A 20,914-nucleotide genomic window follows, 5' to 3' on the forward strand; every position below is an offset into this window, starting at 1 on the left:
TTATGTTCCTTCCGTCCTCGTCAGTTTGTCCTTCCACCGGTACACCGCAATCGCGCGGTCATTCCATCGACTCGTCGTACGGGCTGATCGCGAACACCCGCGTCACCGCCGCGTCGACCCATGCGTCTGTCAGGTGCCACCGTCCGCTCGCGTCGTCGGGCAACACGTCGTCGCCCAGCCCCGTCAGGCCGAGCGTCAGCAACTCGATCGGCAAAGGCAGCCGCGCATCGGCGCACGCCGAGCCACGATCCCGCTGCTCGTTCAGAAATGCAGAGAATTGAATGCGGAACGGCTGGTCGTGCACGGACAGGAGCGCCGCTTCCATCCACAGGACGCAGGCGTCTGGCTGGCGATAGCGTTGCCTGAAGTACGCGTGCATCGCGCGCTCCGTGACCTCGCGGTCGTTGCGCGCTTCTACGATGCGCATCAGTTCACGCTCGACGTCTTCGTGATCACGCTTTAGCAATTCGAGCAGCACGATCGTCTTGTCGCTGAAATTCGAATAGAATGCGCCGCGCGTATAGCCCGCCGCAACGGCGATGCTCTCGATGCTCGCCGCCGCATACCCCCTTTCGGCGAAGATCGTGCGTGCCGCTTGCAGCAAACGCTCCCGTGACTCACCATCGCGTTTCCTTCCGCGCCGAGGCGTCGGCTTCACCGCCTGTCCCGCCTGATCCGCGCCGGGTGTTGCATACTCTTTAAGATCCTCATTCATTTCAGGATTCCTATTCGAATGAGGTAAATTCACGCCATCGGAGCATGCCTGCAGCCCCGGCCGTTTCGACATGACGCTTCCGTTCCAGCGCGCAGTACGCGTAATAGATCGCGACCGCGAAATATGACCACGTCAGCAGCGCCAGCACGGGAAAACTGAATACGGCGCCGTGCGTATTGCCAGGCATCTTGTATAGGTCGTCGACGTACGCGACGACCAGCGACAGCACGAGCGCCAGCGTCGTCGTCGTCGCATGCAACGCTTCCCCGACGCGCAATAGCCGCACGACGAAATAAACCAGATAGAGCGCCAGCAACACCCACATCGCTACATAGAAATACGGCAGGACGATATCGACGAACTCGAGCGTCATCAGCACCATCGTTCCCACCACGGCCATCCCGAACAACATGACGACCTGCTGGGCCATCGGCCTGTATTCGTGCGTGACGGCCATCATGCCGGCAGCCGCGATCACCGGGATGCCGAACCCCCTCGTGAACATGTCCAGGAAGTGCGCTACGCCGGACGAGCCTGACCAGCCAGTCGCCATGAAAATCAGCGCGTTGATGGCGGACGCCGCAACGACCCACCAGGCGGCCCCGAGCAAAGGGTTACGCTTCCGGACGAACTTCATGCCATAGGTGCCTGTCACCCACGCCAGCAAGGCAACGGACAACGCGATGTTAGGAGATCTGAAATCCATCAAGAAACTCCCTGTACCGATTCGGTTCGACGCTTCATTTGTTCTCCGGATCAACGCTCGCCCGACGCGATTGCGCACACCCATCGGTGTGCTCATGTTTCCCGCTCGCACCGGCAGCGAAACCCCACACTTCCTCGATCCTCGCCTCTTCCATCGAATCCGGCCGGATCAAGCTGGCCGGGACATTCAACAGATAGAAAATTGTGACTAATGTAGGTCATGATACACAATAAATGACCACAAGAAAAAGGCAGGGTATTCCCCTGCCTCGAAAGCGCGTGAATCGCGTGGGATCATCCGGCAGGCATCGAGCCAGACGATGGCTCAACACCCCTGCCGACCCGCGCCGCGCGGCACTGCCAGCGTCGCTCGTAATCCAACGCATGCCGAACCATCGTGTCATCCGGTAGCCAATTTCGTGCGATAACATTGCGATTCGATGGAGTGAATAGCAAAAACAAAAGCGGACACCATGACTGAAGAATCCATACCGTCCCACGCGAGTCGAGCCGTTCGGCCGCTGTCTCTGTCGGTCGGGAGCGATCCCATTGATGCAAGCCCGGCCCTCTCCGGTCCCGGGCACCATGACATCTCCGGCACACCTGCAGCCGGGAGCCTCGGCGCACCGAGGCGCGCCGCCGCCTTCCGCACTGCTGCGGCAGCCCCTGACCGGCACACCGCTCGCCCGCCCCCGTCACGTATCTCCGCTGATGCCACGGCAATCAGACCGCGCAACTTTCCCGTCGTGAATCAACCCAACGCCACGCTTGGGAGCACGAAATGAAGCTCGGAGGGCTGGGCCGCAAGATTGCGGTGTCGATGGCGGAGCTGGCGCTCGGCGTCACGTTGATCGTCGTGCTGATGCTCTATGCGTTCTACTACGTGATGCTCCGGCACTGGAGCGACGTTTGCTACCAGGCGACCTGGTTTCCGTCGAACCCCGAGTGGATCTGGCTGGGCATCACCATCGTGACCGGCCTGGCACTCGCGATTGTCGTGTCGGCGCGACTCGCGCACCGGATTCTGGTGCCGCTCAACTCCGTCGCGGACAGCATTCGCCGCGTCGCCAAGGGCGACCTGACCGCGCGCGCCGTCGCCGGCGATCGATCGATGCGCGAAGCCGCGCTGATTGCGGATGACTTCAATGCACTCGCGGCCCAATTGCAGCGCATGACGGATGAACAGGCATTTTGGAATGCCGCGATCGCTCACGAACTGCGTACGCCGGTCACGGTTCTGCGCGGGCGGTTGCAGGGGCTGGCGGAAGGCGTCTTCCAGCCGGGCGAGGCGCTGTTTCGAAGCCTGTTGACCCAGGCGGAAGGACTGACGCGCCTGATCGAGGATCTCCGCGTGATCAGCCTCGCTGAAAGCGGGCATCTGAGCGTCAGCATCCAGGAGACCGACCTGGCGACGCACATCAACGCGGTCGTCGAGATGTTCGAGGATTCACTGGCCGCGGCCGGTCAACACATGGTGCTCGATCTCGATACGCGGCCCATGCGCTGCGACCCGTTCCGGATGCGCCAGGCGCTGCTCGCGCTGCTGGAGAATGTGCGGCGCTATGCGGTACCCGGCGCGATACGCATTCACACGCGCGTCGAAAACGGTGCGTGTCGCTTGCTGGTCGAAGACGAGGGGCCGGGCATCCCGGCCGATTGTGCGGCCCGGATTTTCGATGCATTCCGGCGCGTGGACGATACGCAATCCAGCCAGAAGGGCGGCAGCGGCCTGGGGCTGGCCGTGGTCGCGGCCATTGCGCAGGCGCACGACGGAGAGGCATCGTGCAGCCCGACAGCATGCGGCGGCACGGCGTTCGAGTTGCGCTGGCCCGACAGCCCCGCATCGCCGCGCATCGCGACACCGGACCGGAAGGACGTGACGTCCGCCACGCAGCGCTCCGTCGATACCGATCCGTGCTGAATCTCCCGGCGAGCCGTCGACGCGCCCCGCGCCGGCCTGCCGCCGCGCCTCGTCGCGCACACCCCCGCCACCGCTGAACGGGAGGTGCGCTCGCCGTCCACGCCGATGCGATCCTCGCGATAACAACACCCGGACCGCTGGGCCGGCGATGCCGATGGCATGCGCGGCCACCGCGATTTCGTCAGATGATTTCGGCATTCCGGGATTCCCGCACTGCCATCTTCGGGCTTGGCCCGCCGCCGCATCGCCCTCCTGTCATTCTTTCGCACCCTCCATCAAACCTCCATTTTTACGCACAAAAAACTCCATCGGGCGCACGCACACTGCGAACCGAAAATGCGGGCCATTGGGTGCCTGCGTCCCAAGGAGTCCACATGAAGAATCAGAAACGAGCCTGCTACGGCGCTGTGTGCGCGCTGGTGGCGGCGATGCTGGCGGGCTGCGGGCCCTCCGAACAGCAGGCCGCCGCGCCGGCCATCCCGGTTGCGGCGATGACGCTGGCGGCCTCGCCCCTCGACCTGACCGAAGACCTGCCCGGCCGCGTCGCGGCCCACCGGATCGCCGAGATCCGGCCGCAGGTCAGCGGCATCGTGCAACGACGGCTGTTCGAACAGGGCTCGGAAGTGCGAGCGGGCGAGCCGCTGTTCCAGATCAACCCGGCGCCGTTCAAGGCCGAAGTGGACACGGCCGCGGCGGCCCTGCAACGTGCGGAAGCCGCGCTCGAACGGGCCAAGGTGCAGACCACGCGTCTCAAGCCGCTGGTCGAGGCCGACGCGATCAGCCGGCAGGTCTACGACGACTCGGTGTCGCAACGCGACCAGGCTGCCGCCGACGTCGCGCAGGCCCGCGCGACGCTCGCACGCCGCCAGCTCGACCTGAAGTTCGCGACCGTCGAGGCGCCGATCACGGGCCGCATCGACCAGGCCCTCGTGACCGAGGGTGCGCTGGTCGCGAGCAGCGACAGCCAGCCGATGGCACGCATCCAGCAGATCGACCAGGTCTATGTGGACGTACGCCAGCCGGCTGCGTCGCTCGATTCGCTGCGCGGCGCGCTCGCGGGACAGCCTGACGCCGCGGGCAACGGGCTGCCGGTCGACGTGCTGCGCGACGACGACTCGCGCTACGACGTGAAGGGCCGCATGCTGTTTTCGGGCGTCAACGTCGACCCGGGTACCGGCGACGTGCTGCTGCGCGTGCTGGTCGACAACCCGAAGCGCGAGCTGCTGCCGGGCATGTACGTGCGTGCCCGGATCCCGCGCGCGCACTACGTCAACGCGCTGACCGTACCGCAACAGGCGATCGTCCGCGCCGGCGGCAAGACGCAGGTCTGGGTGCTCGACGCGAAGGGCACCGCGCATCTCAAGGCCGTCGAAGTGGGCGAGCTGACGCACCGCAGCTACCGCATCAAGTCGGGTCTGCAGGTGGGCCAGAAGGTCGTCGTCGAAGGCATGGAGCGCCTGAGCGACGGCGCGGCCGCGACCGCGACCGCATGGAAGGCGCCTGAAGCGGTCAAGACCGCTTCCACGCACTGATTCACGGAGAGCCTCCAGTCATGTCCCAATTCTTCATCCGGCGCCCGGTCTTCGCGTGGGTGATCGCCCTCTTCATCATCCTGCTGGGCCTGATCGCCATCCCCGAACTGCCGGTTGCGCGCTACCCGTCGGTCGCGCCGCCGACCGTTACCATTACCGCCACCTACCCGGGCGCGACGCCGCAAACGATGAGCGACAGCGTGCTGAGCCTCATCGAGCGTGAACTGTCCGGCGTACGAAACCTGCTGTACTTCGAATCGTCGGCGGATACCTCCGGCCAGGCACAGATCACCGCGACCTTCAAGCCCGGCACCGATTCGGCGATGGCGCAGGTCGAGGTTCAGAACAAGCTCAAGTCGGTCGAACCGCGCCTGCCCCCCGTCGTGCGGCAAAACGGCGTGATCGTGCAGTCGGCCGCAACAGGCTTCCTGCTGTTCGTCGGCCTCAAGTCGGAAAGCGGCCGCTACGACGAAAACGCGCTTGCCGACTACATGGCGCGCAACGTCGTCGAGGACTTGCGACGCGTCGAAGGCGTCGGCCGCGTGCAACTGTTCGGCTCCGAACAGGCGATGCGCATCTGGGTCGATCCGCAGAAGCTGATCACCTACGGCCTGTCGATGAGCGACCTGACGACGGCCGTCAGCCAGCAGAACGTGCAGATCGCCCCGGGCAGCCTCGGTGCGGCGCCCGCGCTGCCGGGCCAGCGCGTGACGGTGCCGCTCACCGCACAAGGCCAGCTCACGTCGCCGGAGCAGTTCGCGAAGATCGTGCTGCGCGCGAATGCGAACGGCTCGAAGGTCGTGCTCGGCGATGTCGCGCGGGTCGAACTCGGCCCGCAGGCGTTCACCTTCGTCAACAGCGAGAACGGCAAACCCGCCACCTTCGCCGGCGTGCAACTGGCGCCGGGCGCCAACGCGGTGAAGACCGCCGAGGCCGTGCGCGCGCAGCTGGACATGATCGCCAAGACCATGCCGGCCGGCATGACCTACTCGATCCCGTTCGATACCGCGCCGTTCGTGAAGATCTCGATCGAGAAGGTGATTCACACGCTGCTCGAAGCGATGGTGCTCGTGTTCCTGGTGATGTACCTGTTCCTGCAGAACGTGCGCTACACGCTGATCCCGGCGATCGTCGCGCCGGTGGCGATGCTCGGCACCTTCACGGTCATGCTGATGACAGGCTTCTCGATCAACGTGCTGACGATGTTCGGCATGGTGCTCGCGATCGGCATCATCGTCGACGATGCGATCGTCGTCGTGGAGAACGTCGAACGCCTGATGGTGGAAGAAGGCCTGTCGCCGAAGGACGCGACGATCAAGGCCATGAAGGAAATCACCGGCGCAATCATCGGCATCACGCTGGTGCTGACGGCCGTGTTCCTCCCGATGGCGATGTCGAGCGGCTCGGTCGGCGTGATCTATCAGCAGTTCACGCTGTCGATGGCCGTGTCGATCATGTTCTCGGCTCTGCTCGCGCTGACGCTGACGCCGGCCCTGTGCGCGACGATGCTCAAGCCCATCGAGCATGGCCATCACGAGAAGCGCGGCTTCTTCGGGTGGTTCAACCGCCGCTTCGACCGCCTCACGGATTGGTACGAAACGCGCGTCGGCGGGCTGGTCGGCCGCACGGGCCGCGTGATGCTGCTGTTCGTCGCGATTTCCGCCGCGCTGGTGTTCGGCTTCCGCATGCTGCCGTCGTCGTTCCTGCCCGAGGAAGATCAAGGCTACTTCATGACCGGCTTCCTGCTCCCGGCAGATTCGACCGTCGAGCGCACGGGTGACGTGGTCAAGACCCTCGAAAAGCATCTCGCGTCGCGCCCGGCAATCCAGTCGAGCATCTCCATCATCGGCTACGGCTTCTCCGGCCTCGGCTCCAACGCGGCACTGAACTACGCGGTGCTCAAGGACTGGGACAAGCGCGAGGGTTCGTCCACGCTGGAAGAAGCGATGCGCGCGCAGGCAGCGATGGGCGCCGTGACGGAAGGCACGGTCATGAGCCTGTTGCCGCCGGCGATCGACGGGCTGGGCACCAGCTCGGGCTTCACGATGCGCTTGCAGGATCGCGCCAACCAGGGCTACGCGGCGCTCAAGGCGGCTGAAACCAAGCTGCTCGAACTGGCCGCGCAAAGCAAGGTGGTGACCGGCGTCTATCCGGACAGCCTGCCGGTCGGCACGAGCGTGCGGCTGGACATCGACCGCGAGAAGGCCGAAGCGCTCGGCGTGTCGTTCACGACCATCAGCGATACGCTGTCGGCCGCGATGGGCTCGACCTATGTGAACGACTTCCCGAACGCAGGCCGCATGCAGCAGGTGATCATCCAGGCCGATGCCCCGGCACGCATGCAGATCGAAAACGTGATGAAGCTCTACGTGCGCAACGCGACCGGCGGCATGGTGCCGCTGTCCGAAGTGGTGCATCCGGTCTGGTCGGAAGCTCCGCTCCAGATGGTGCGCTTCCAGGGTTATCCGTCCGCGCGCATCTCCGGCGGTTCGGCACCCGGCTACTCCAGCGGCGCGGCAATGGCCGAGATGGAGCGTCTGGCGGCGCAGTTGCCGCCGGGCTTCACGGTGGCCTGGACCGGCCAGTCGCTGCAGGAGCGGGAATCGGCATCGCAGGCGCCGATGCTGATGGCGCTGTCGATGATCGTCGTGTTCCTGGTGCTCGCGGCGCTCTACGAGAGCTGGGCGATTCCGTTGTCGGTGATGCTGGTTGTGCCGCTCGGCCTGATCGGCGCACTCGGCGCGGTGATGCTCCGCGGGCTGCCGAACGACGTGTTCTTCAAGGTCGGGATGATCACCGTGATCGGCCTGTCGGCGAAGAACGCGATCCTGATCGTGGAGTTCGCGAAGCAGCTGCGCGAGGAAGGTATGGGGCTGATCGAGGCTGCCGTGCAGTCGTCCAAGCTCCGCCTGCGACCGATCCTGATGACGTCGCTTGCGTTCGGGCTCGGCGTGGTGCCGCTCGTCATCGCCTCCGGCGCCAGCTCCGAGACGCAGCACGCGATCGGTACCGGCGTGCTGGGCGGCATGATTACCGCCACCGTGCTGGCCATTTTCTTCGTTCCGGTCTTCTTCGTGTTCGTGATGAGCATCCAGGAACGCATCTCGGCATGGCGCGCATCCGGCAAGAAGCCCGCCACCGTGACCCACGAACAAGAAGGTTGATGCCATGCGATTGCTCATTCTTTCCGCTGCGGTTTCCGCCGCCCTCGCGCTGTCGGCTTGCTCGATGGCACCCAAGCTGGTCAGGCCCGAGCTGCCGGTGCCGACCGCCTACACGACCGCTGCCGCGGCCGACCAGCACGCGAACGCGGCCGATCTCGGCTGGCGCACGATGTTCGGCGACCGTCGCCTGCAGCGCCTGATCGAGCTCGCGCTCGACAACAACCGCGACCTGCGCCTGGCCGCGCTGAACGTCCAGGCCGCCGAAGCGCAGTACGGCATCCAGCGTTCCGCGCGCCTGCCGTCGATCAGCGCCGGCGCGAGCTTCACGCGCGAGCGCACACCGGCCGACTCGCAATCGAACCCGCCGATATTCGAGACGACGCAGAACCAGTACGGCGTGAACGTCGGTGTCAGCGCGTTCGAGATCGACCTGTTCGGCCGCGTCAAGTCGCTGTCCGATGCGGCGTTCGCGCGCTACCTCGCGACCGATCACGGCCGCCGCGCGGTGCAGATCGCGCTCGTCGGCTCCGTGGCCAATGCGTATTTCGCCGAGCGCCTCGCGCAGGAACAACGCGCGCTGTCCGAACGCACGCTGAACGACTGGCGCCAGTCACTCGACCTCGCGCGCCGGCTCAAGCTCGCGGACCAGGCGAGCGGCGTCGACATCGCACAGGCCGAAGGTCAGGTCGCGAGCGCCAGCGCCGATCTCGAAGCGCGTTCGCGCGCCGTCGAGCAGGCGGGCAACGCGCTGCGGCTGCTGGTCGGCACCGACCTGCCGAAGAACCTGCCCGACCCGCTGTCGCTGGAGCGCCAGCCGGTGATGACGCAACTGCCGGCCGGCCTGCCGTCGGAATTGCTGTACCGTCGGCCGGACATCCAGCAGGCCGAGCAGAACCTCGTCGCCGCCAACGCCGACATCGGCGCGGCGCGCGCGGCGTTCTTCCCCCGCCTGTCGCTGACCTCGTCGATCGGCTTCCTGAGCCCGGGGCTGGGCAGCCTGTTCGCCGGCGGCCAGAACGTGTGGAGTTTTGCGCCGCAAGTCACGTTGCCGATTTTCCAGGGCGGCCGGCTGCGTTCCGAACTGAATCTCGCGGAAGTGCGCAAGTCCAGCGCGGTCGTCGAGTACGAACGATCGATCCAGACCGCGTTCCGCGAAGTGGCCGACGGTCTCGCCGGGCGCGAGACGTTCAGCCGCCAGATCGACGCGCAAACCAGGGTCGTCAAGAGCGCCGAGCGCCGTACCGATCTCGTGAACCTGCGCTATCGCGCCGGCATCGAGGATCGGCTGGAACTGCTCGACTCGCAACGGCAGCTGTATGCCGCGCGTCAGGCCTTGCTGGATCTGCGCAACGCCGAACTGGGCAACGCGGTCGCGCTCTACAAGGCGCTCGGTGGCGGCCTGGTCGACACCGATGTGCCTCCCGCCAACAACGTGGCGAACAACTGAGCAACAAGTCGTCGCCCTTCCGTTCGCGACGACTGAACGCACGGTGAAGTCCGGCGGCGCACGTGCCGCGCCGCCGGCCCGCCTACAGGTCACGCTCATTTCCGGTGAAACCCATGAATCCATTGATACTAATCGCCGACGACGATCCGGAGATCGCCGAGATTCTCGACGCGTATCTCGCTCACGACGGCTTTCGCACCTACCGTGTCGGTCACGGCCAGGCCGTGCTCGACGTGCAGCCCGTGCTGAAGCCCGACCTGATCCTGCTCGACATCATGATGCCGAAGAAGGACGGCTGGGAAGTCCTGGTCGAACTGCGCCGCCGCGGCGACACGCCGATCGTCATCATCACGGCGCTCGACCGCGAAATCGATCGTTTGCAGGGATTGCGTTTCGGCGCGGACGACTACATCACGAAGCCGTTCAATCCAGCCGAGGTGGTCGCGCGTATCCGTGCGATCCTGCGTCGCTATGAAACAGCCACCTCGCGACGCTTCATCAGGGTCGGCAACCTTGAAATCGACATGCAAAGCTATCTGACAACGGTCCGCACGGACACCGGAGAAACCAGCGTCTCGCTGACGCTGACTGAATTCCGGCTACTCGCTCACCTGGCCGGCTCGCCGAACCACGTGTTCACGCGTGGCGAACTGGTCGATGCCTGCCTCGCCGACGTGGATGCCCTCGAGCGTACGGTCGACAGTCATATCAGCCGGCTGCGCAAAAAGCTCGAATGCGCCGGCGCATCCAGAGTGCCCGAAGTGATGCGTGGAGTCGGCTATCGGCTACGCGCCACCCAGTGAACTCGCATCGTAAAACCTGGCGGCCTTTCGCATTGATCTGCGGCCTCCTGATCGCCACTATCGCGCTAACGATCGCGACCAGTTGGTTCGTCGTCTACGGTCTGGTCGTTGTCATTTCGTCTCCTGTGACCAACAACCCGATCGCAGCGTTGATCCGGGAGACGCAGAGCTATCTGCTCCTCGGCACCCTACTTCTTGCCGCGCTAGTGGCGACGGTCATCGACCTCGTCAAACTGGCGCGCACGGCAGGCTCGTAATCCGTTGCGCCACAGTCGTCGCCCGTCCCCTTCCCCACGTGAAAAAACATTTCCTGAATCTGAAGTCCCCGCTCTTGCGTTGCTGCCCATTCGTTTCGACGAAAGGCCGGCGAAAGATAGCACTCCAATCCAACCCTAGTTCGCCATTGTCGTAACAGATTGTGTGGGCCTGGAGAGCCACGCCAGCGGCTGCCAGGCAGCCTGCGATTTTTTATCCCGGCTCCATCATTTCTCCATCAAACCGCACAAAAACATCCATCGAGGCGAAGCACACTGCGACGCAATTCATCGAGTGCACGAGCACGAGCAACACGAACACATGGACACGTTTCCGACCCTGATCGCCTGCGAGCATTGCGACAGCGTCTACCGGCGCCGCGCACTGGCGCCTCACGAGATCGCGCGTTGCGAACGGTGTTCGGCCGTGCTGTTTCGATCGAGCTGGCTCGATATCGACCGGTGGCTCGCGCTGGCGGTTGCGGCAGGCGTGGTCTTTGCCATCGCCAACCTCTGCCCGATCATGCGGATCAGCGTGCAAGGGCTGCATAGCGAGGCCACGCTGTGGCAATCCGCGCTCGCGCTTGCCCGGGGGCTCGCCGCGCCGATCGCGATTCCGACGGCCTTTGCCATCGTGGTGGTGCCGTTCCTGCAGATCGCGACGCTGATCTGGTTGCTGGCCTTTGCCCGCGCGGGCCATCGCGCGCCCGCGTTCGGCCCGCTGATGCGACTGCTCGTCGCGCTGCGACCGTGGAGCATGATCGAGGTCGGATTGCTCGGCATCCTCATCGCCATCATCAAGCTGTCCAGCATCATGCAGATCATTCCCGGCGCCGGCTTGTGGGCCACGGCAGTGCTGATGGTGCTGATCCCGCTGATCGCGGGTCACGATGCGCGCCAGCTATGGGACCGGGTCGTGCCGGTGGAACCCGTCGAAGGTCGCCCGTGAGCCTGCCCGTGCGCGCCAGTCAGCTGGGCATGATCGGGTGCCATGCGTGCGGCCTTGTCTGCCGCACGTCTGCACCCGCCGGGCAGGATGCGGTTCCGCACGTCGCCGAAACGGAACGCTGCCCGCGGTGCGGGTCCGCGCTGCACGCCCGTCGTTCGAACAGCATCGTGCGCGCCTGGGCGCTCCTGATCGCCAGCCTGATCTTCTACATCCCGGCCAACCTGTTGCCGGTGATGCGCACCACGCTGCTCGGCAGCCACAGCGAATCCACGATCCTCAGCGGCGTCGTGGTGTTCTGGAAAGCCGGCTCGTACGGCATTGCGTCCGTCATCTTCATCGCGAGCGTCGTCGTGCCGTGCACGAAGTTCCTCGCGATCGGCATGTTGCTCGTCACGACGGGTCGGCGCAGCGTGTCGGCCATGCGCGAGCGGACCGTGCTGTACCGCGCGGTCGAACTGGTTGGCTACTGGTCGATGCTCGACGTGCTGGTCGTCGCGATCATCTGTGCGCTGGTGAAGTTCGGTCCGCTGTCCGAGATCGAGCCGCGCGCCGGCATTTTGTTTTTCGGCATGGTCGTCATTCTCACGATGCTGTCTGCGATGAGTTTTGACCCACGCCTCATTTGGGACGCCGAGGAAGCATGAATCCTGCATCTGACCCGCAAGGCCTCGAACCCCACGACCCGCCCGTGACACGCAACCGTATGCGGCTATCGCTCGTCTGGCTCGTGCCGCTCGTCGCGGCTCTGATCGGCCTGTCGATGGTGATACACGCGTGGTTGTCCGTCGGACCGGAAATCACGATCACGTTCAGCACCGCGCAAGGCCTCGAGGCCGGCAAGACGCCCGTCAAGTACAAGGACGTCGTGATCGGCACCGTGACCGCCATTTCGCTGAGCGACGACAGTTCACACGTGGTCGCGACGGTTTCGTTCGTGAAGAATGCGCGCAACCTCATTCGCGACGGCACGCGCTTCTGGGTCGTGCGGCCCCGTATCGGCATGAGTGGCGTATCGGGCATCGATACGCTGTTCTCCGGCGCGTATATCGGCATGGACACGGGCCGCTCCGACAAGGCGCGCAAAGCCTACACCGGGCTCGAAACGCCGCCTACCGTCATCAACGGCACGCCGGGGACGAGCTTCGCGTTGCGGGCCACCGATCTCGGCTCGCTCGATATCGGCTCGCCGGTCTACTACCGCCATCTGATGGTAGGCCACGTGGCGTCGTACAAGCTCGACATGCAAAGTCGCGACATGTACCTGCAGGTGTTCATCGATACGCCGTACGATCGCCTGGTGACGACCGATGCGCGCTTCTGGAATGCGAGCGGCATGGATCTTTCGCTCGACGCGAACGGCCTGAAGTTGAAAACCCAGTCGGTCGCGACGATCGTGGGCGGCGGCATCGCGTTCGCGACACCGGAAGACGGCGGCACGACGGCCGCCCCTGCCGGCACCCTGTTTACGCTCGCCGTCGACGAAGCTGCCGCGATGGCCGCTCCGGACGGTCCGTCCCAGCTCATCCGACTGCGTTTCGAACAGCCGTTGCGTGGGCTCGCGGTCGGGGCACCGGTGGAATTTTCCGGCATCGAAATGGGCAAGGTCGTCTCGACCCAGCTCGACTTCGACCGTGCCGCGCAGCGCTTCCAGTCCATCGTCATGGTCAAGGTCTATCCGTATCGGCTCGGCCCCGTCGTCGAGAAACTGCAGAAGACCGAAGGCAACGGCAATCCGCGCGCGGCCCAGTTCCTCGCGGGCCTGGTCGAGCATGGGCTCCGGGCGGAAACGCGTACCGGCAACCTGCTGACGGGTCAGCTCTACATTTCGTTCGATTTCGTGAAGAACGCGCCGAAGGTGCCGTTCGACGCCAATGCCACGCCGCTGACCCTGCCCACCGTCACGAGTACGTTCGACAAGCTGCCGGAGCAGATCGCGGACATCGTCGACAAGATCAACAAGATGCCGCTGGATTCGATCGGCAAGCATGTCGATTCGAGCCTGACGAACCTGGACGCGACGCTCAGGCAGGTCAACGGCCAGCTGCTGCCGTCGACGACGCGCGCACTCGACCAGGCGAACCAGACGTTCGGCGCGTTGCGCCAGGGCATCGCCGAGGACGGCCCGCTACAGGAAAACCTGGCGAACACGCTGACCGAAGTCCAGCGTACCGCGCGATCGTTGCGCACGCTGACCGACATGCTGGGCCGCCGTCCCGAATCGCTGCTCCGGGGAACCGGGGCCGATCGTGCACCGTTCGCGCCTGCCGACACTTCAACCCAGCCTGTCCAGCAGGAGCCACGACAACCATGAGCTTCCCGATTCGCGCCAAGACGATCGCCCTGGGCACCGGTGCCGTCATCGCGCTGACCGCCTGCGCGTCGAACCCGGTGCATTACTACACGCTCGTCTCGCCGGCCACGTCCGCGACGGCGACGACCGCGCGCGGCACCGCGCCGCTGGCGATCAATGTGTTGCCGGTCGGCATACCCGCCCAGCTCGACCAGCAGCAGATGGTCGTTCGCAGAGGCACGGGCACCGCGGTGATACTCGATAACGAACGCTGGGTCGCACCGCTCGGCGACGAACTGCGCGCGGCGCTTTCGTCGGCACTCGTCGAGCAACTGGGCGCGCGCAACGTCACCGGCCTGCCGCGCCCGCCGAACCAGACCGTCATGAGCATCCGCACGCAGGTGCGCCGCTTCGACGCGTGGCCCGGGAGCAGAGCCCAGTTCGAAGCCGACTGGGTCGTCGGCGTGCAGCAGGACACGCCGGGCCCGCGCATTTCGTGCAGCACGCGGCTCAACGAGGCCGCCCCTGGAAGCTATGCCGACATGGTGCGCGTGCAACAGCTCATGATCGAGCTGTTCGCCGCCCGGATCGCGAGCGCCGTGCGCAGCTTCGGCAGCGGGCGCCCTGCCTGTCCCGCCGATTCGTAATTCATTCCGCCCAAGGTTCACAAATTCATAGTGTGAATTGCACGATCGGTGATAGCAGCGCCGACTGTTCGTGCGCCATGTCCACTCCATATCGTTGCCACCTGTTCTCCATCAAAACGCAAACTTCGCCCAGTACGCTTCGTGCAACCGAAAGGTCGACTGAAACCGTCGGACATCTCGGCCCGACGCCCAGGATCCAGATCAGGCGTCGCCGCCGTCGTTCCTGAAGCCGACCCAGCCTATTGCGGCGTCGTGGCTGGATTGAAAGCGCCTGATGCCCCCGATCAACCTCCCACAGTCCCTCGCGGCGCTCGGTCTTTCTCATGGAGTTCTAATGTTCAGCAAACGCTACCTTGCGATGTGGTGCGTGGTCCTTTTCTTCGCTGCCGTTGCCATCCTCGTGGCCCGGCAGGCGATCTCGTGGTTGTGGCTCATTCCTGTCACCGCGCTGATCGTTCTCGGCATGTCCGACATGCGGCAGCACCGGCACGCGATCCTGCGCAATTATCCACTCGCGGGCCACCTGCGTTTCCTGTCCGAGTTCATTCGTCCGGCCGTGCGTCAGTACTTCATCGAGGGCGACACCGATGAGAAGCCGTTCTCGCATGTGCAGCGCAGCCTTGTCTACCAGCGAGCAAAGAACGTCGGGGACAAGCGGCCGTTCGGCACCAAGCTCGATGTGAAGATCGTCGCGCACCAGTGGATCGATCATTCGCTCGTGCCGACACAGCTCGACGGGCACGATTTCCGGATCCGCGTCGGCGCGTCGCGCCGGCAGTCGTACGACATGTCGATCTTCAACATCTCGGCGATGAGCTTTGGCGCGCTGTCGGCGAATGCGATCCGCGCCCTCAATCGCGGCGCGAAGCAAGGCAGCTTCGCGCACGACACGGGTGAAGGGTCCATTTCGCCGTACCATCGCGAACACGGCGGCGACCTCATTTGGGAAATCGGCTCGGGCTACTTTGGTTGCCGGAATTCGGATGGCACATTCAACCCGGATCGGTTCGCGCAGCAAGCGCGCGAGGTGCAGGTGAAGATGATCGAGGTGAAGCTGTCGCAGGGCGCGAAGCCCGGTCACGGTGGCATCCTCTCCGCAGCGAAAGTGACGCGCGAAATCGCCGAGACTCGCGGCATCCCGATGGGGAAGGACTGCATCTCGCCGTCTGCGCACTCGGCGTTCGCGACGCCTCGCGAACTGCTCGCCTTCATTGACCAACTGCGCGATCTTTCGGGTGGCAAACCGACCGGCTTCAAGCTGTGTATCGGACATCCTTGGGAGTTCTTCGGCATTGCAAAAGCCATGTTGGAAACCGGCATCGTGCCTGATTTCATCGTGGTCGACGGTGCGGAAGGTGGCACCGGCGCCGCGCCGCTCGAATTCACCGACCACGTTGGCATGCCGCTTCAGGAAGGCTTGCTGATCGTGCACAACACGTTAGTCGGGATCGGCTTGCGTGATCAGGTGAAGCTCGGTGCAAGTGGCAAGATCATCACCGCATTCGACATCGCACGCACGCTCGCGATCGACGCGGACTGGGTCAACTCGGCACGCGGCTTCATGTTCGCAGTCGGCTGTATCCAGGCGCAGCACTGCGATACGGGCCGCTGCCCGACGGGCGTCGCGACCCAGGATCCCGCTCGCCAGCGCGCGCTCGTGGTGCCCGACAAGGCGGAACGCGTCCACAATTTCCACCGCAATACGCTGCACGCGTTGCAGGAACTGGTGCAAGCGGCGGGCCTTGAACACCCGTCCGAGTTGCGCGCGCATCACATTGTCCAGCGCGTCACGCCGCACCAGATCGATCTTTTGTCGTCGCTGCTCGAGTATCTGAAGCCAGATGTGTTGCTGGGTGACGGGCCCTTTGGGTCCGCGCTGTATGACACGTGGTGGCCAGTAGCGCGCGGCGATTCGTTCTCGCCGGGAAAGGTTGTTTACGAGCGACTCGGGTAATGCGCCGAACTGATGGATGCAACGTCGATGCTGCGCAGAGGGCGCCTTGGAAACCGGGCTGTTGCGCCCCTCACCAGCGATGATCGCAACAGATCGAGGTGGATCGACGTGCAACAAACCCCAGCCGAGAAACTCGATATTCTGTGAGTAGCCCACCTGTACTACGCCTAGAAATATAAGAGAAGCGTAGAACCAAGCGACGCAACACGGTCCCTCAAGTACCAAGATTCATTAATTTGTGTTGTAGCAGCCATATCCTAATGTCGTGTTCTGGCTATTTACAGATGTCGTGTTTTTGACTGCTGGCATGCTGGACGGCTCGTTGAGCAAGCACGGGAGCCGACCATGCAGCCAGCCGGATTGGTGACACTGACGATGCGAGAGCTTGATCGACTCAAGGTAATCCAGGCTATGGTGGACACGGGTTTGAAGCCTGGACGAGCGGCCGAACGGCTGGGCCTGAGCGTGCGCCAGGTGGAACGGCTGGTCATCCGGTATCGAGAGCACGGGCCCAGCGGCGTAGCTTCGGGCCGTCGCGGCCGGCCGGGCAACCGCAAGCTTGACGACGGGCTGGCGTTACGTGCCCTGACCGTTATTCGTGAGCGCTACGCCGATTTTGGGCCGACACTGGCCTGCGAGAAGCTCTGGGAATGTCACGGCATTCGGCTGGCCAAGGAGACGGTCAGGAAGCTCATGACGGAGGCTGGCTATGGATTCCTCGCCGGCAACGACCGCCCAAGGTCTACCAGCCGCGAGCGCGCCGCGCCTGCCTGGACGAACAGATCCAGATCGAAGGCAGCGACCACCGGTGGTTCGAGGACCATGCGCCGGCCTTAACGATTTCGACGGGACCCAACACCTACCTCGTCGATCGCTTTAGCCGCATCGACAACGAAAAGCTGTCCGCACGGTGCACCGTCACGGAAAACTCAAATGCTTCACCGGTAGCATCCAGATAGCGGCGCGAAATCCTCAACACGGCTGCACCACGCTCAAGCCTGAGCCCCTTTCCTACGCGTTCATCCGTCAGGGTCGACGCGCGGACGTCCTGCTCGATCTCCGCGATCTGGCGGCCGTAGCGCGATTCGATCAGGGCGCTGACCAGCTCCGTCGATTTGCGCACCATCTCGCCGACGTCCGTGTATGCCGGATCGATATAAATATCCGTCCAGGCCATCGGGGCGTCGGCCCGGCCCTCCTCCAGACGGATACTGGAGATTCGCAGTAAAGGCGTCCCCTCTGCACAGCCGATCTCTCGCGCCAGATCCCCTTTCACCTTGACCGTTCCCACCGATTGCACGTGGCGCGAATGCTCGACGCCGAACTGGACGAGATCGTCCACCGAGGCAAGCGTCGGCCGGAACCTCGCCTGGGGACTCGATGCTTCCACGCGCGTACCCACGTTCTTGCGGCGCGACACGAGCCCCTGGTCCTGCAATTCCTGCAGCACGGCGCGGATCGTGTACCGGCTCGCATTGAACTGCTCGCACAACTCGAATTCCGTGGGGAGCAGTGTGCCGACCGGGAAGCGCCCGCTGGCGATCCCGTCAAGAAGTTGCCTGGCGATCTCCGCCGCGTTGGTTTTGCTCATCTGATTCGACAACATCACGTTCCATTCGAATTGGGTAAACCCGGATTTGCCAAACATGTTCGAACATATCTAATGCTATTTGTTCGAACATATTAGCCAACCCGACTTCCCATCACAAGGTAGCACCATGCCCGTCAACGCCATCCCCGCCGCCAGCACCGTCGTCGATTCTGCGCTCTTCCGAGATGCCTTTGGCACGAAGAAGATGCGCCAGATCTTCTCCGACGGTGCGCTCGTGCAGCGCTACATCGACGTCGAAATCGCGCTGGCGAAGGCTGAGGCGCGCGTCGGCACGATTCCGAGCGAAGCCGCCGAGGTCATCGCGAGCGAATCGTGCATCGAGCGGATCGACTTCGACCATATGCGCGAGGAAACCGACATCGTCGGCTATCCGATCCTGCCGCTGGTACACCAGCTTGTGACGATGTGTGGCGAAGCAGGCCGCTACGTGCACTGGGGGGCGACCACGCAGGACATCATGGACACCGCCGTCGCCCTCCAGGTGCGCGATGCGCTCGACAGCATCGACGCCGACATTCGCGAACTGCGCGGCATTCTCGCAGATTTGTCGACGAAGCACCGCAATACCCCGATGGCCGGCCGCACTCACCTGCAACAGGCGCTACCGGTGACCTTCGGCTACAAGACCGCGATCTGGCTGGCGATGTTCGACCGGCACCAGCAGCGTATCGCCGAACTGCGCCCCCGCGTGGCGGTGGTGGAATTCGCCGGCGCGGCCGGCACCCTGGCATCGGTTGGCGAGAAGGGTTTTGCGATTCAGCAGGCGCTGGCCGAAGAACTGGGCCTGGGCGTGCCGGCCACCACCTGGCATGTGGCACGTGACGGTTTCGCCGAAGCGGTCAACCTGCTCGCGCTTGTCACCGGCTCGCTCGGCAAGATCGCACTCGACATCATGATCATGGCCTCGACCGAGTTCGCGGAAGTCTACGAGCCCTTCGTGAAAGGGCGTGGCGCCAGCAGCACGATGCCGCAGAAGCGCAACCCCATTTCCAGTGAACTGATGCTGGCAGCCGCCAAGGCCGTGCGCCAGCACGCCGGGTTGATGGTCGATGCGATGGTGCAGGACTTCGAGCGCGCCACCGGCCCATGGCACGCCGAGTGGATCGCCATTCCGGAGAGCTTCATCCTGACCTCGGGCGCGCTGCACCAGGCGAAATTCGCGCTGGGCGGGCTCATCGTCGACACCGCCCGCATGCGACACAACCTCGATATCTCCAACGGCCTGATCGTGGCCGAGGCCGTGATGATGGGCATGGCGCCGCACATCGGCCGCCAGCAAGCGCACGACGTGGTGTACGACGCCTGCCGCACCGTGAACGAAACCGGCGGCACGCTGGCCGACGCGCTCTGCGCCCTGCCGATCGTCACGACGCATCTCGACCGGGCCGCCGTCGAGCGCTTGTGCGACCCGGTCAACTATCTCGGCCTCGCCCCGCAGATGGTGGATCGCGCCATCGAACTCTCGAACAAGGTGGCCTGAACACAGGCCCCGGTGGAGGAAGACATCATGCAAGACCCGACCATCCAGACCGCTGCAGTTCCAACCACCGCGCCGCCGGCCTCCCCACGGCTTCCCTGGTATCGCAAGCTCGGCATGCAGGTGCTCGTCTCGCTGCTGCTCGGCATCGGCGTCGGCTTTGTGTTCCCGGCCTTCGCCGCGAAGCTGAAGTTGCTGGGTGACCTGTTCCTGTCGCTCATCAAGGTCGGCGTGGCGCCCCTCGTCTTCCTGACCATCGTGCACGGCATCGCCTCGGCGGGCGACGTGAAGAGCGCCGGGCGCGTAGGCTGGCGGTCGATCCTCTACTTCGAGGCAATTTCGACCGTCGCGTTGGTGGTCGGCATGCTCGCAGGCAACCTGCTGGAGATCGGCAAGGGGATGGCCCACGTCGCGGGCAGCGCCGTCGCGCCGGCGTCAAAGGCCGTGGCGCCGCAGGGCTTCCCCGAATTCATGATGCACATCGTGCCCGACAACTTCGTCGGCGCATTCTCCAGGGGCGAACTACTGCAGGTCGTGGTGCTGGCGGTCATGGTCGGCATCGGGATCCTGGCCATTCCGGAGACGCGTCGCGCGACGATCAACCATGGCCTCGACACCCTCTCCGAAGTGCTGTTCTCCTTCATCAATCTCGTGATGAAGCTGGCGCCGATCGGCACCTTCGGCGCGGTGGCCTATTCGGTGGGTATCAACGGCGCAGCGGTACTGGTCGCACTGGCGCAATTCGTCCTGAGCTTCTACGCGGTGGTGGCGCTGTTCATTGCCGTCGTGCTCGGCATCGTCGCGAAGGTGGCGGGCTTCAGCCTGTGGCGCTTCCTGCGGTACATCAAGGACGAGATCCTGATCGTGCTCGGCACGGCCTCGTCGGAAAGCGCACTGCCGCGCCTGCTGATCAAGCTCCAGCGGCTGGGCTGCGCCAAGCAGACCGTCGGTCTGGTGCTGCCTACCGGCTACGCGTTCAACCTCGACGGCACGTCCATCTTCATGGCGATGGGCGTGATGTTCATCTCCCATGCGTACGGAGTGCCGCTGACGCCGGACCACCAGCTCGGCATCCTGGTGCTGATGCTGCTGACGTCGAAAGGCGCGGCCACGGTCTCCGGCGGCTCGTTCGTGGTGTTTGCCGCGACGGTGACGTCGACCGGGGTGCTGCCGGTGGAAGGGCTGGCCGTGATCTTCGGCGTCTACCGCTTCCTGTCGATGGCCATCTCGACCTGCAACACGATCGGCAACAGCGTGGCGACGGTGGTCGTCGCGAAGTGGTCAGGCACGTTCGATGCCGAGATGGCCAAGCGCCACCTCTATCCGGAGCGCTATCCCGACATGGCCGCGGCCGACGACGGCGCCCTGCCGGACGGCGCGCCCCAGGCAGCCGATCCGCAGGCGTCCCGCACCCCGCTGCAGCGCACGACGGCTGCCTGAACTG

General features: G+C 64.5%; 16 protein-coding genes and 1 pseudogene. 14 read left to right on the forward strand and 3 right to left on the reverse strand.

The window, feature by feature from the left end; all coding sequences use genetic code 11:
• Window positions 1–58 precede the first annotated feature (58 nt).
• Window positions 59–715, reverse strand: a complete 657-nt coding sequence (locus tag VL15_RS18735; RefSeq protein WP_048247635.1) for a TetR/AcrR family transcriptional regulator — start codon at window positions 713–715, stop codon at window positions 59–61.
• Between the two features lie 10 nt (window positions 716–725).
• On the reverse strand, window positions 726–1,421 hold the full coding sequence (locus tag VL15_RS18740) for a hypothetical protein (protein WP_048247637.1): 696 nt from the start codon (window positions 1,419–1,421) through the stop codon (window positions 726–728).
• Window positions 1,422–2,201: 780 nt separating this feature from the next.
• Here VL15_RS18740 and VL15_RS18745 point away from each other — a divergent pair.
• The 12 genes and pseudogenes from VL15_RS18745 to VL15_RS18800 all read left to right on the forward strand — a co-directional run.
• On the forward strand, window positions 2,202–3,341 hold the full coding sequence (locus VL15_RS18745; protein ID WP_048247638.1) for an ATP-binding protein: 1,140 nt from the start codon (window positions 2,202–2,204) through the stop codon (window positions 3,339–3,341).
• Between the two features lie 374 nt (window positions 3,342–3,715).
• Window positions 3,716–4,873, forward strand: coding sequence for an efflux RND transporter periplasmic adaptor subunit (locus VL15_RS18750; RefSeq protein WP_048247640.1), 1,158 nt, complete (start codon window positions 3,716–3,718; stop codon window positions 4,871–4,873).
• Between the two features lie 20 nt (window positions 4,874–4,893).
• A complete protein-coding gene (locus VL15_RS18755; protein ID WP_048247642.1) occupies window positions 4,894–8,037 on the forward strand; it encodes an efflux RND transporter permease subunit in 3,144 nt (1,047 codons plus the stop codon).
• 4 nt (window positions 8,038–8,041) lie between these two features.
• On the forward strand, window positions 8,042–9,484 hold the full coding sequence (locus VL15_RS18760) for an efflux transporter outer membrane subunit (protein WP_048247644.1): 1,443 nt from the start codon (window positions 8,042–8,044) through the stop codon (window positions 9,482–9,484).
• A 113-nt stretch (window positions 9,485–9,597) separates the two neighbouring features.
• Window positions 9,598–10,287 (forward strand): response regulator, encoded by a 690-nt coding sequence (locus tag VL15_RS18765; protein ID WP_048247647.1) that lies wholly within the window; start codon window positions 9,598–9,600, stop codon window positions 10,285–10,287.
• Complete coding sequence (locus tag VL15_RS18770; protein WP_155420257.1) at window positions 10,284–10,544, forward strand: hypothetical protein; 261 nt, start codon at window positions 10,284–10,286, stop codon at window positions 10,542–10,544. Before VL15_RS18765 ends, VL15_RS18770 begins: the two co-directional genes overlap by 4 nt.
• Window positions 10,545–10,707: 163 nt before the next feature.
• Window positions 10,708–11,490, forward strand: a complete 783-nt coding sequence (locus tag VL15_RS18775; protein WP_230684485.1) for a paraquat-inducible protein A — start codon at window positions 10,708–10,710, stop codon at window positions 11,488–11,490.
• Between the two features lie 29 nt (window positions 11,491–11,519).
• A complete protein-coding gene (locus tag VL15_RS18780; protein ID WP_419188678.1) occupies window positions 11,520–12,134 on the forward strand; it encodes a paraquat-inducible protein A in 615 nt (204 codons plus the stop codon).
• Window positions 12,131–13,801, forward strand: coding sequence for an intermembrane transport protein PqiB (locus VL15_RS18785; protein WP_048247654.1), 1,671 nt, complete (start codon window positions 12,131–12,133; stop codon window positions 13,799–13,801). Before VL15_RS18780 ends, VL15_RS18785 begins: the two co-directional genes overlap by 4 nt.
• The gene (locus VL15_RS18790; RefSeq protein WP_048247656.1) at window positions 13,798–14,427 is read left to right on the forward strand and encodes a PqiC family protein; all 630 of its coding nucleotides are present in this window, start codon (window positions 13,798–13,800) and stop codon (window positions 14,425–14,427) included. Before VL15_RS18785 ends, VL15_RS18790 begins: the two co-directional genes overlap by 4 nt.
• A 334-nt stretch (window positions 14,428–14,761) precedes the next feature.
• The gene (locus tag VL15_RS18795; RefSeq protein ID WP_048247658.1) at window positions 14,762–16,381 is read left to right on the forward strand and encodes an FMN-binding glutamate synthase family protein; all 1,620 of its coding nucleotides are present in this window, start codon (window positions 14,762–14,764) and stop codon (window positions 16,379–16,381) included.
• A 345-nt stretch (window positions 16,382–16,726) separates the two neighbouring features.
• Window positions 16,727–17,268 (forward strand): annotated as a pseudogene (locus tag VL15_RS18800) (helix-turn-helix domain-containing protein); the annotation flags it as partial.
• Here the strand turns inward: VL15_RS18800 and VL15_RS18805 are convergent.
• Complete coding sequence (locus VL15_RS18805) at window positions 17,241–17,972, reverse strand: GntR family transcriptional regulator (protein ID WP_048247721.1); 732 nt, start codon at window positions 17,970–17,972, stop codon at window positions 17,241–17,243. The pseudogene VL15_RS18800 and the gene VL15_RS18805 overlap by 28 nt on opposite strands.
• A gap of 127 nt (window positions 17,973–18,099) precedes the next feature.
• Between VL15_RS18805 and pcaB the strand changes: the two genes are divergently transcribed.
• Together pcaB and VL15_RS18815 are read left to right on the forward strand one after the other, a co-directional pair.
• The gene (gene pcaB, locus VL15_RS18810) at window positions 18,100–19,473 is read left to right on the forward strand and encodes a 3-carboxy-cis,cis-muconate cycloisomerase (protein ID WP_048247659.1); all 1,374 of its coding nucleotides are present in this window, start codon (window positions 18,100–18,102) and stop codon (window positions 19,471–19,473) included.
• Window positions 19,474–19,500: 27 nt separating this feature from the next.
• Complete coding sequence (locus VL15_RS18815) at window positions 19,501–20,910, forward strand: cation:dicarboxylate symporter family transporter (RefSeq protein ID WP_048247723.1); 1,410 nt, start codon at window positions 19,501–19,503, stop codon at window positions 20,908–20,910.
• Window positions 20,911–20,914: the final 4 nt, after the last annotated feature.

It is taken from the genome of Burkholderia cepacia (genome assembly GCF_001039005.1).
GTDB lineage: Bacteria > Pseudomonadota > Gammaproteobacteria > Burkholderiales > Burkholderiaceae > Burkholderia > Burkholderia theae.

Coding starts and splice junctions, on each gene's coding strand:
- VL15_RS18780 (WP_419188678.1), top strand. CDS start 11,520: ATGATCGGGTGCCATGCGTGCGGCCTTGTCTGCCGCACGTCTGCACCC.
- VL15_RS18785 (WP_048247654.1), top strand. CDS start 12,131: ATGAATCCTGCATCTGACCCGCAAGGCCTCGAACCCCACGACCCGCCC.
- VL15_RS18765 (WP_048247647.1), top strand. CDS start 9,598: ATGAATCCATTGATACTAATCGCCGACGACGATCCGGAGATCGCCGAG.
- VL15_RS18790 (WP_048247656.1), top strand. CDS start 13,798: ATGAGCTTCCCGATTCGCGCCAAGACGATCGCCCTGGGCACCGGTGCC.
- VL15_RS18760 (WP_048247644.1), top strand. CDS start 8,042: ATGCGATTGCTCATTCTTTCCGCTGCGGTTTCCGCCGCCCTCGCGCTG.
- VL15_RS18740 (WP_048247637.1), bottom strand. CDS start 1,421: ATGGATTTCAGATCTCCTAACATCGCGTTGTCCGTTGCCTTGCTGGCG.
- pcaB (WP_048247659.1), top strand. CDS start 18,100: ATGCCCGTCAACGCCATCCCCGCCGCCAGCACCGTCGTCGATTCTGCG.
- VL15_RS18815 (WP_048247723.1), top strand. CDS start 19,501: ATGCAAGACCCGACCATCCAGACCGCTGCAGTTCCAACCACCGCGCCG.
- VL15_RS18735 (WP_048247635.1), bottom strand. CDS start 715: ATGAATGAGGATCTTAAAGAGTATGCAACACCCGGCGCGGATCAGGCG.
- VL15_RS18805 (WP_048247721.1), bottom strand. CDS start 17,972: ATGAGCAAAACCAACGCGGCGGAGATCGCCAGGCAACTTCTTGACGGG.
- VL15_RS18755 (WP_048247642.1), top strand. CDS start 4,894: ATGTCCCAATTCTTCATCCGGCGCCCGGTCTTCGCGTGGGTGATCGCC.
- VL15_RS18750 (WP_048247640.1), top strand. CDS start 3,716: ATGAAGAATCAGAAACGAGCCTGCTACGGCGCTGTGTGCGCGCTGGTG.
- VL15_RS18795 (WP_048247658.1), top strand. CDS start 14,762: ATGTTCAGCAAACGCTACCTTGCGATGTGGTGCGTGGTCCTTTTCTTC.
- VL15_RS18745 (WP_048247638.1), top strand. CDS start 2,202: ATGAAGCTCGGAGGGCTGGGCCGCAAGATTGCGGTGTCGATGGCGGAG.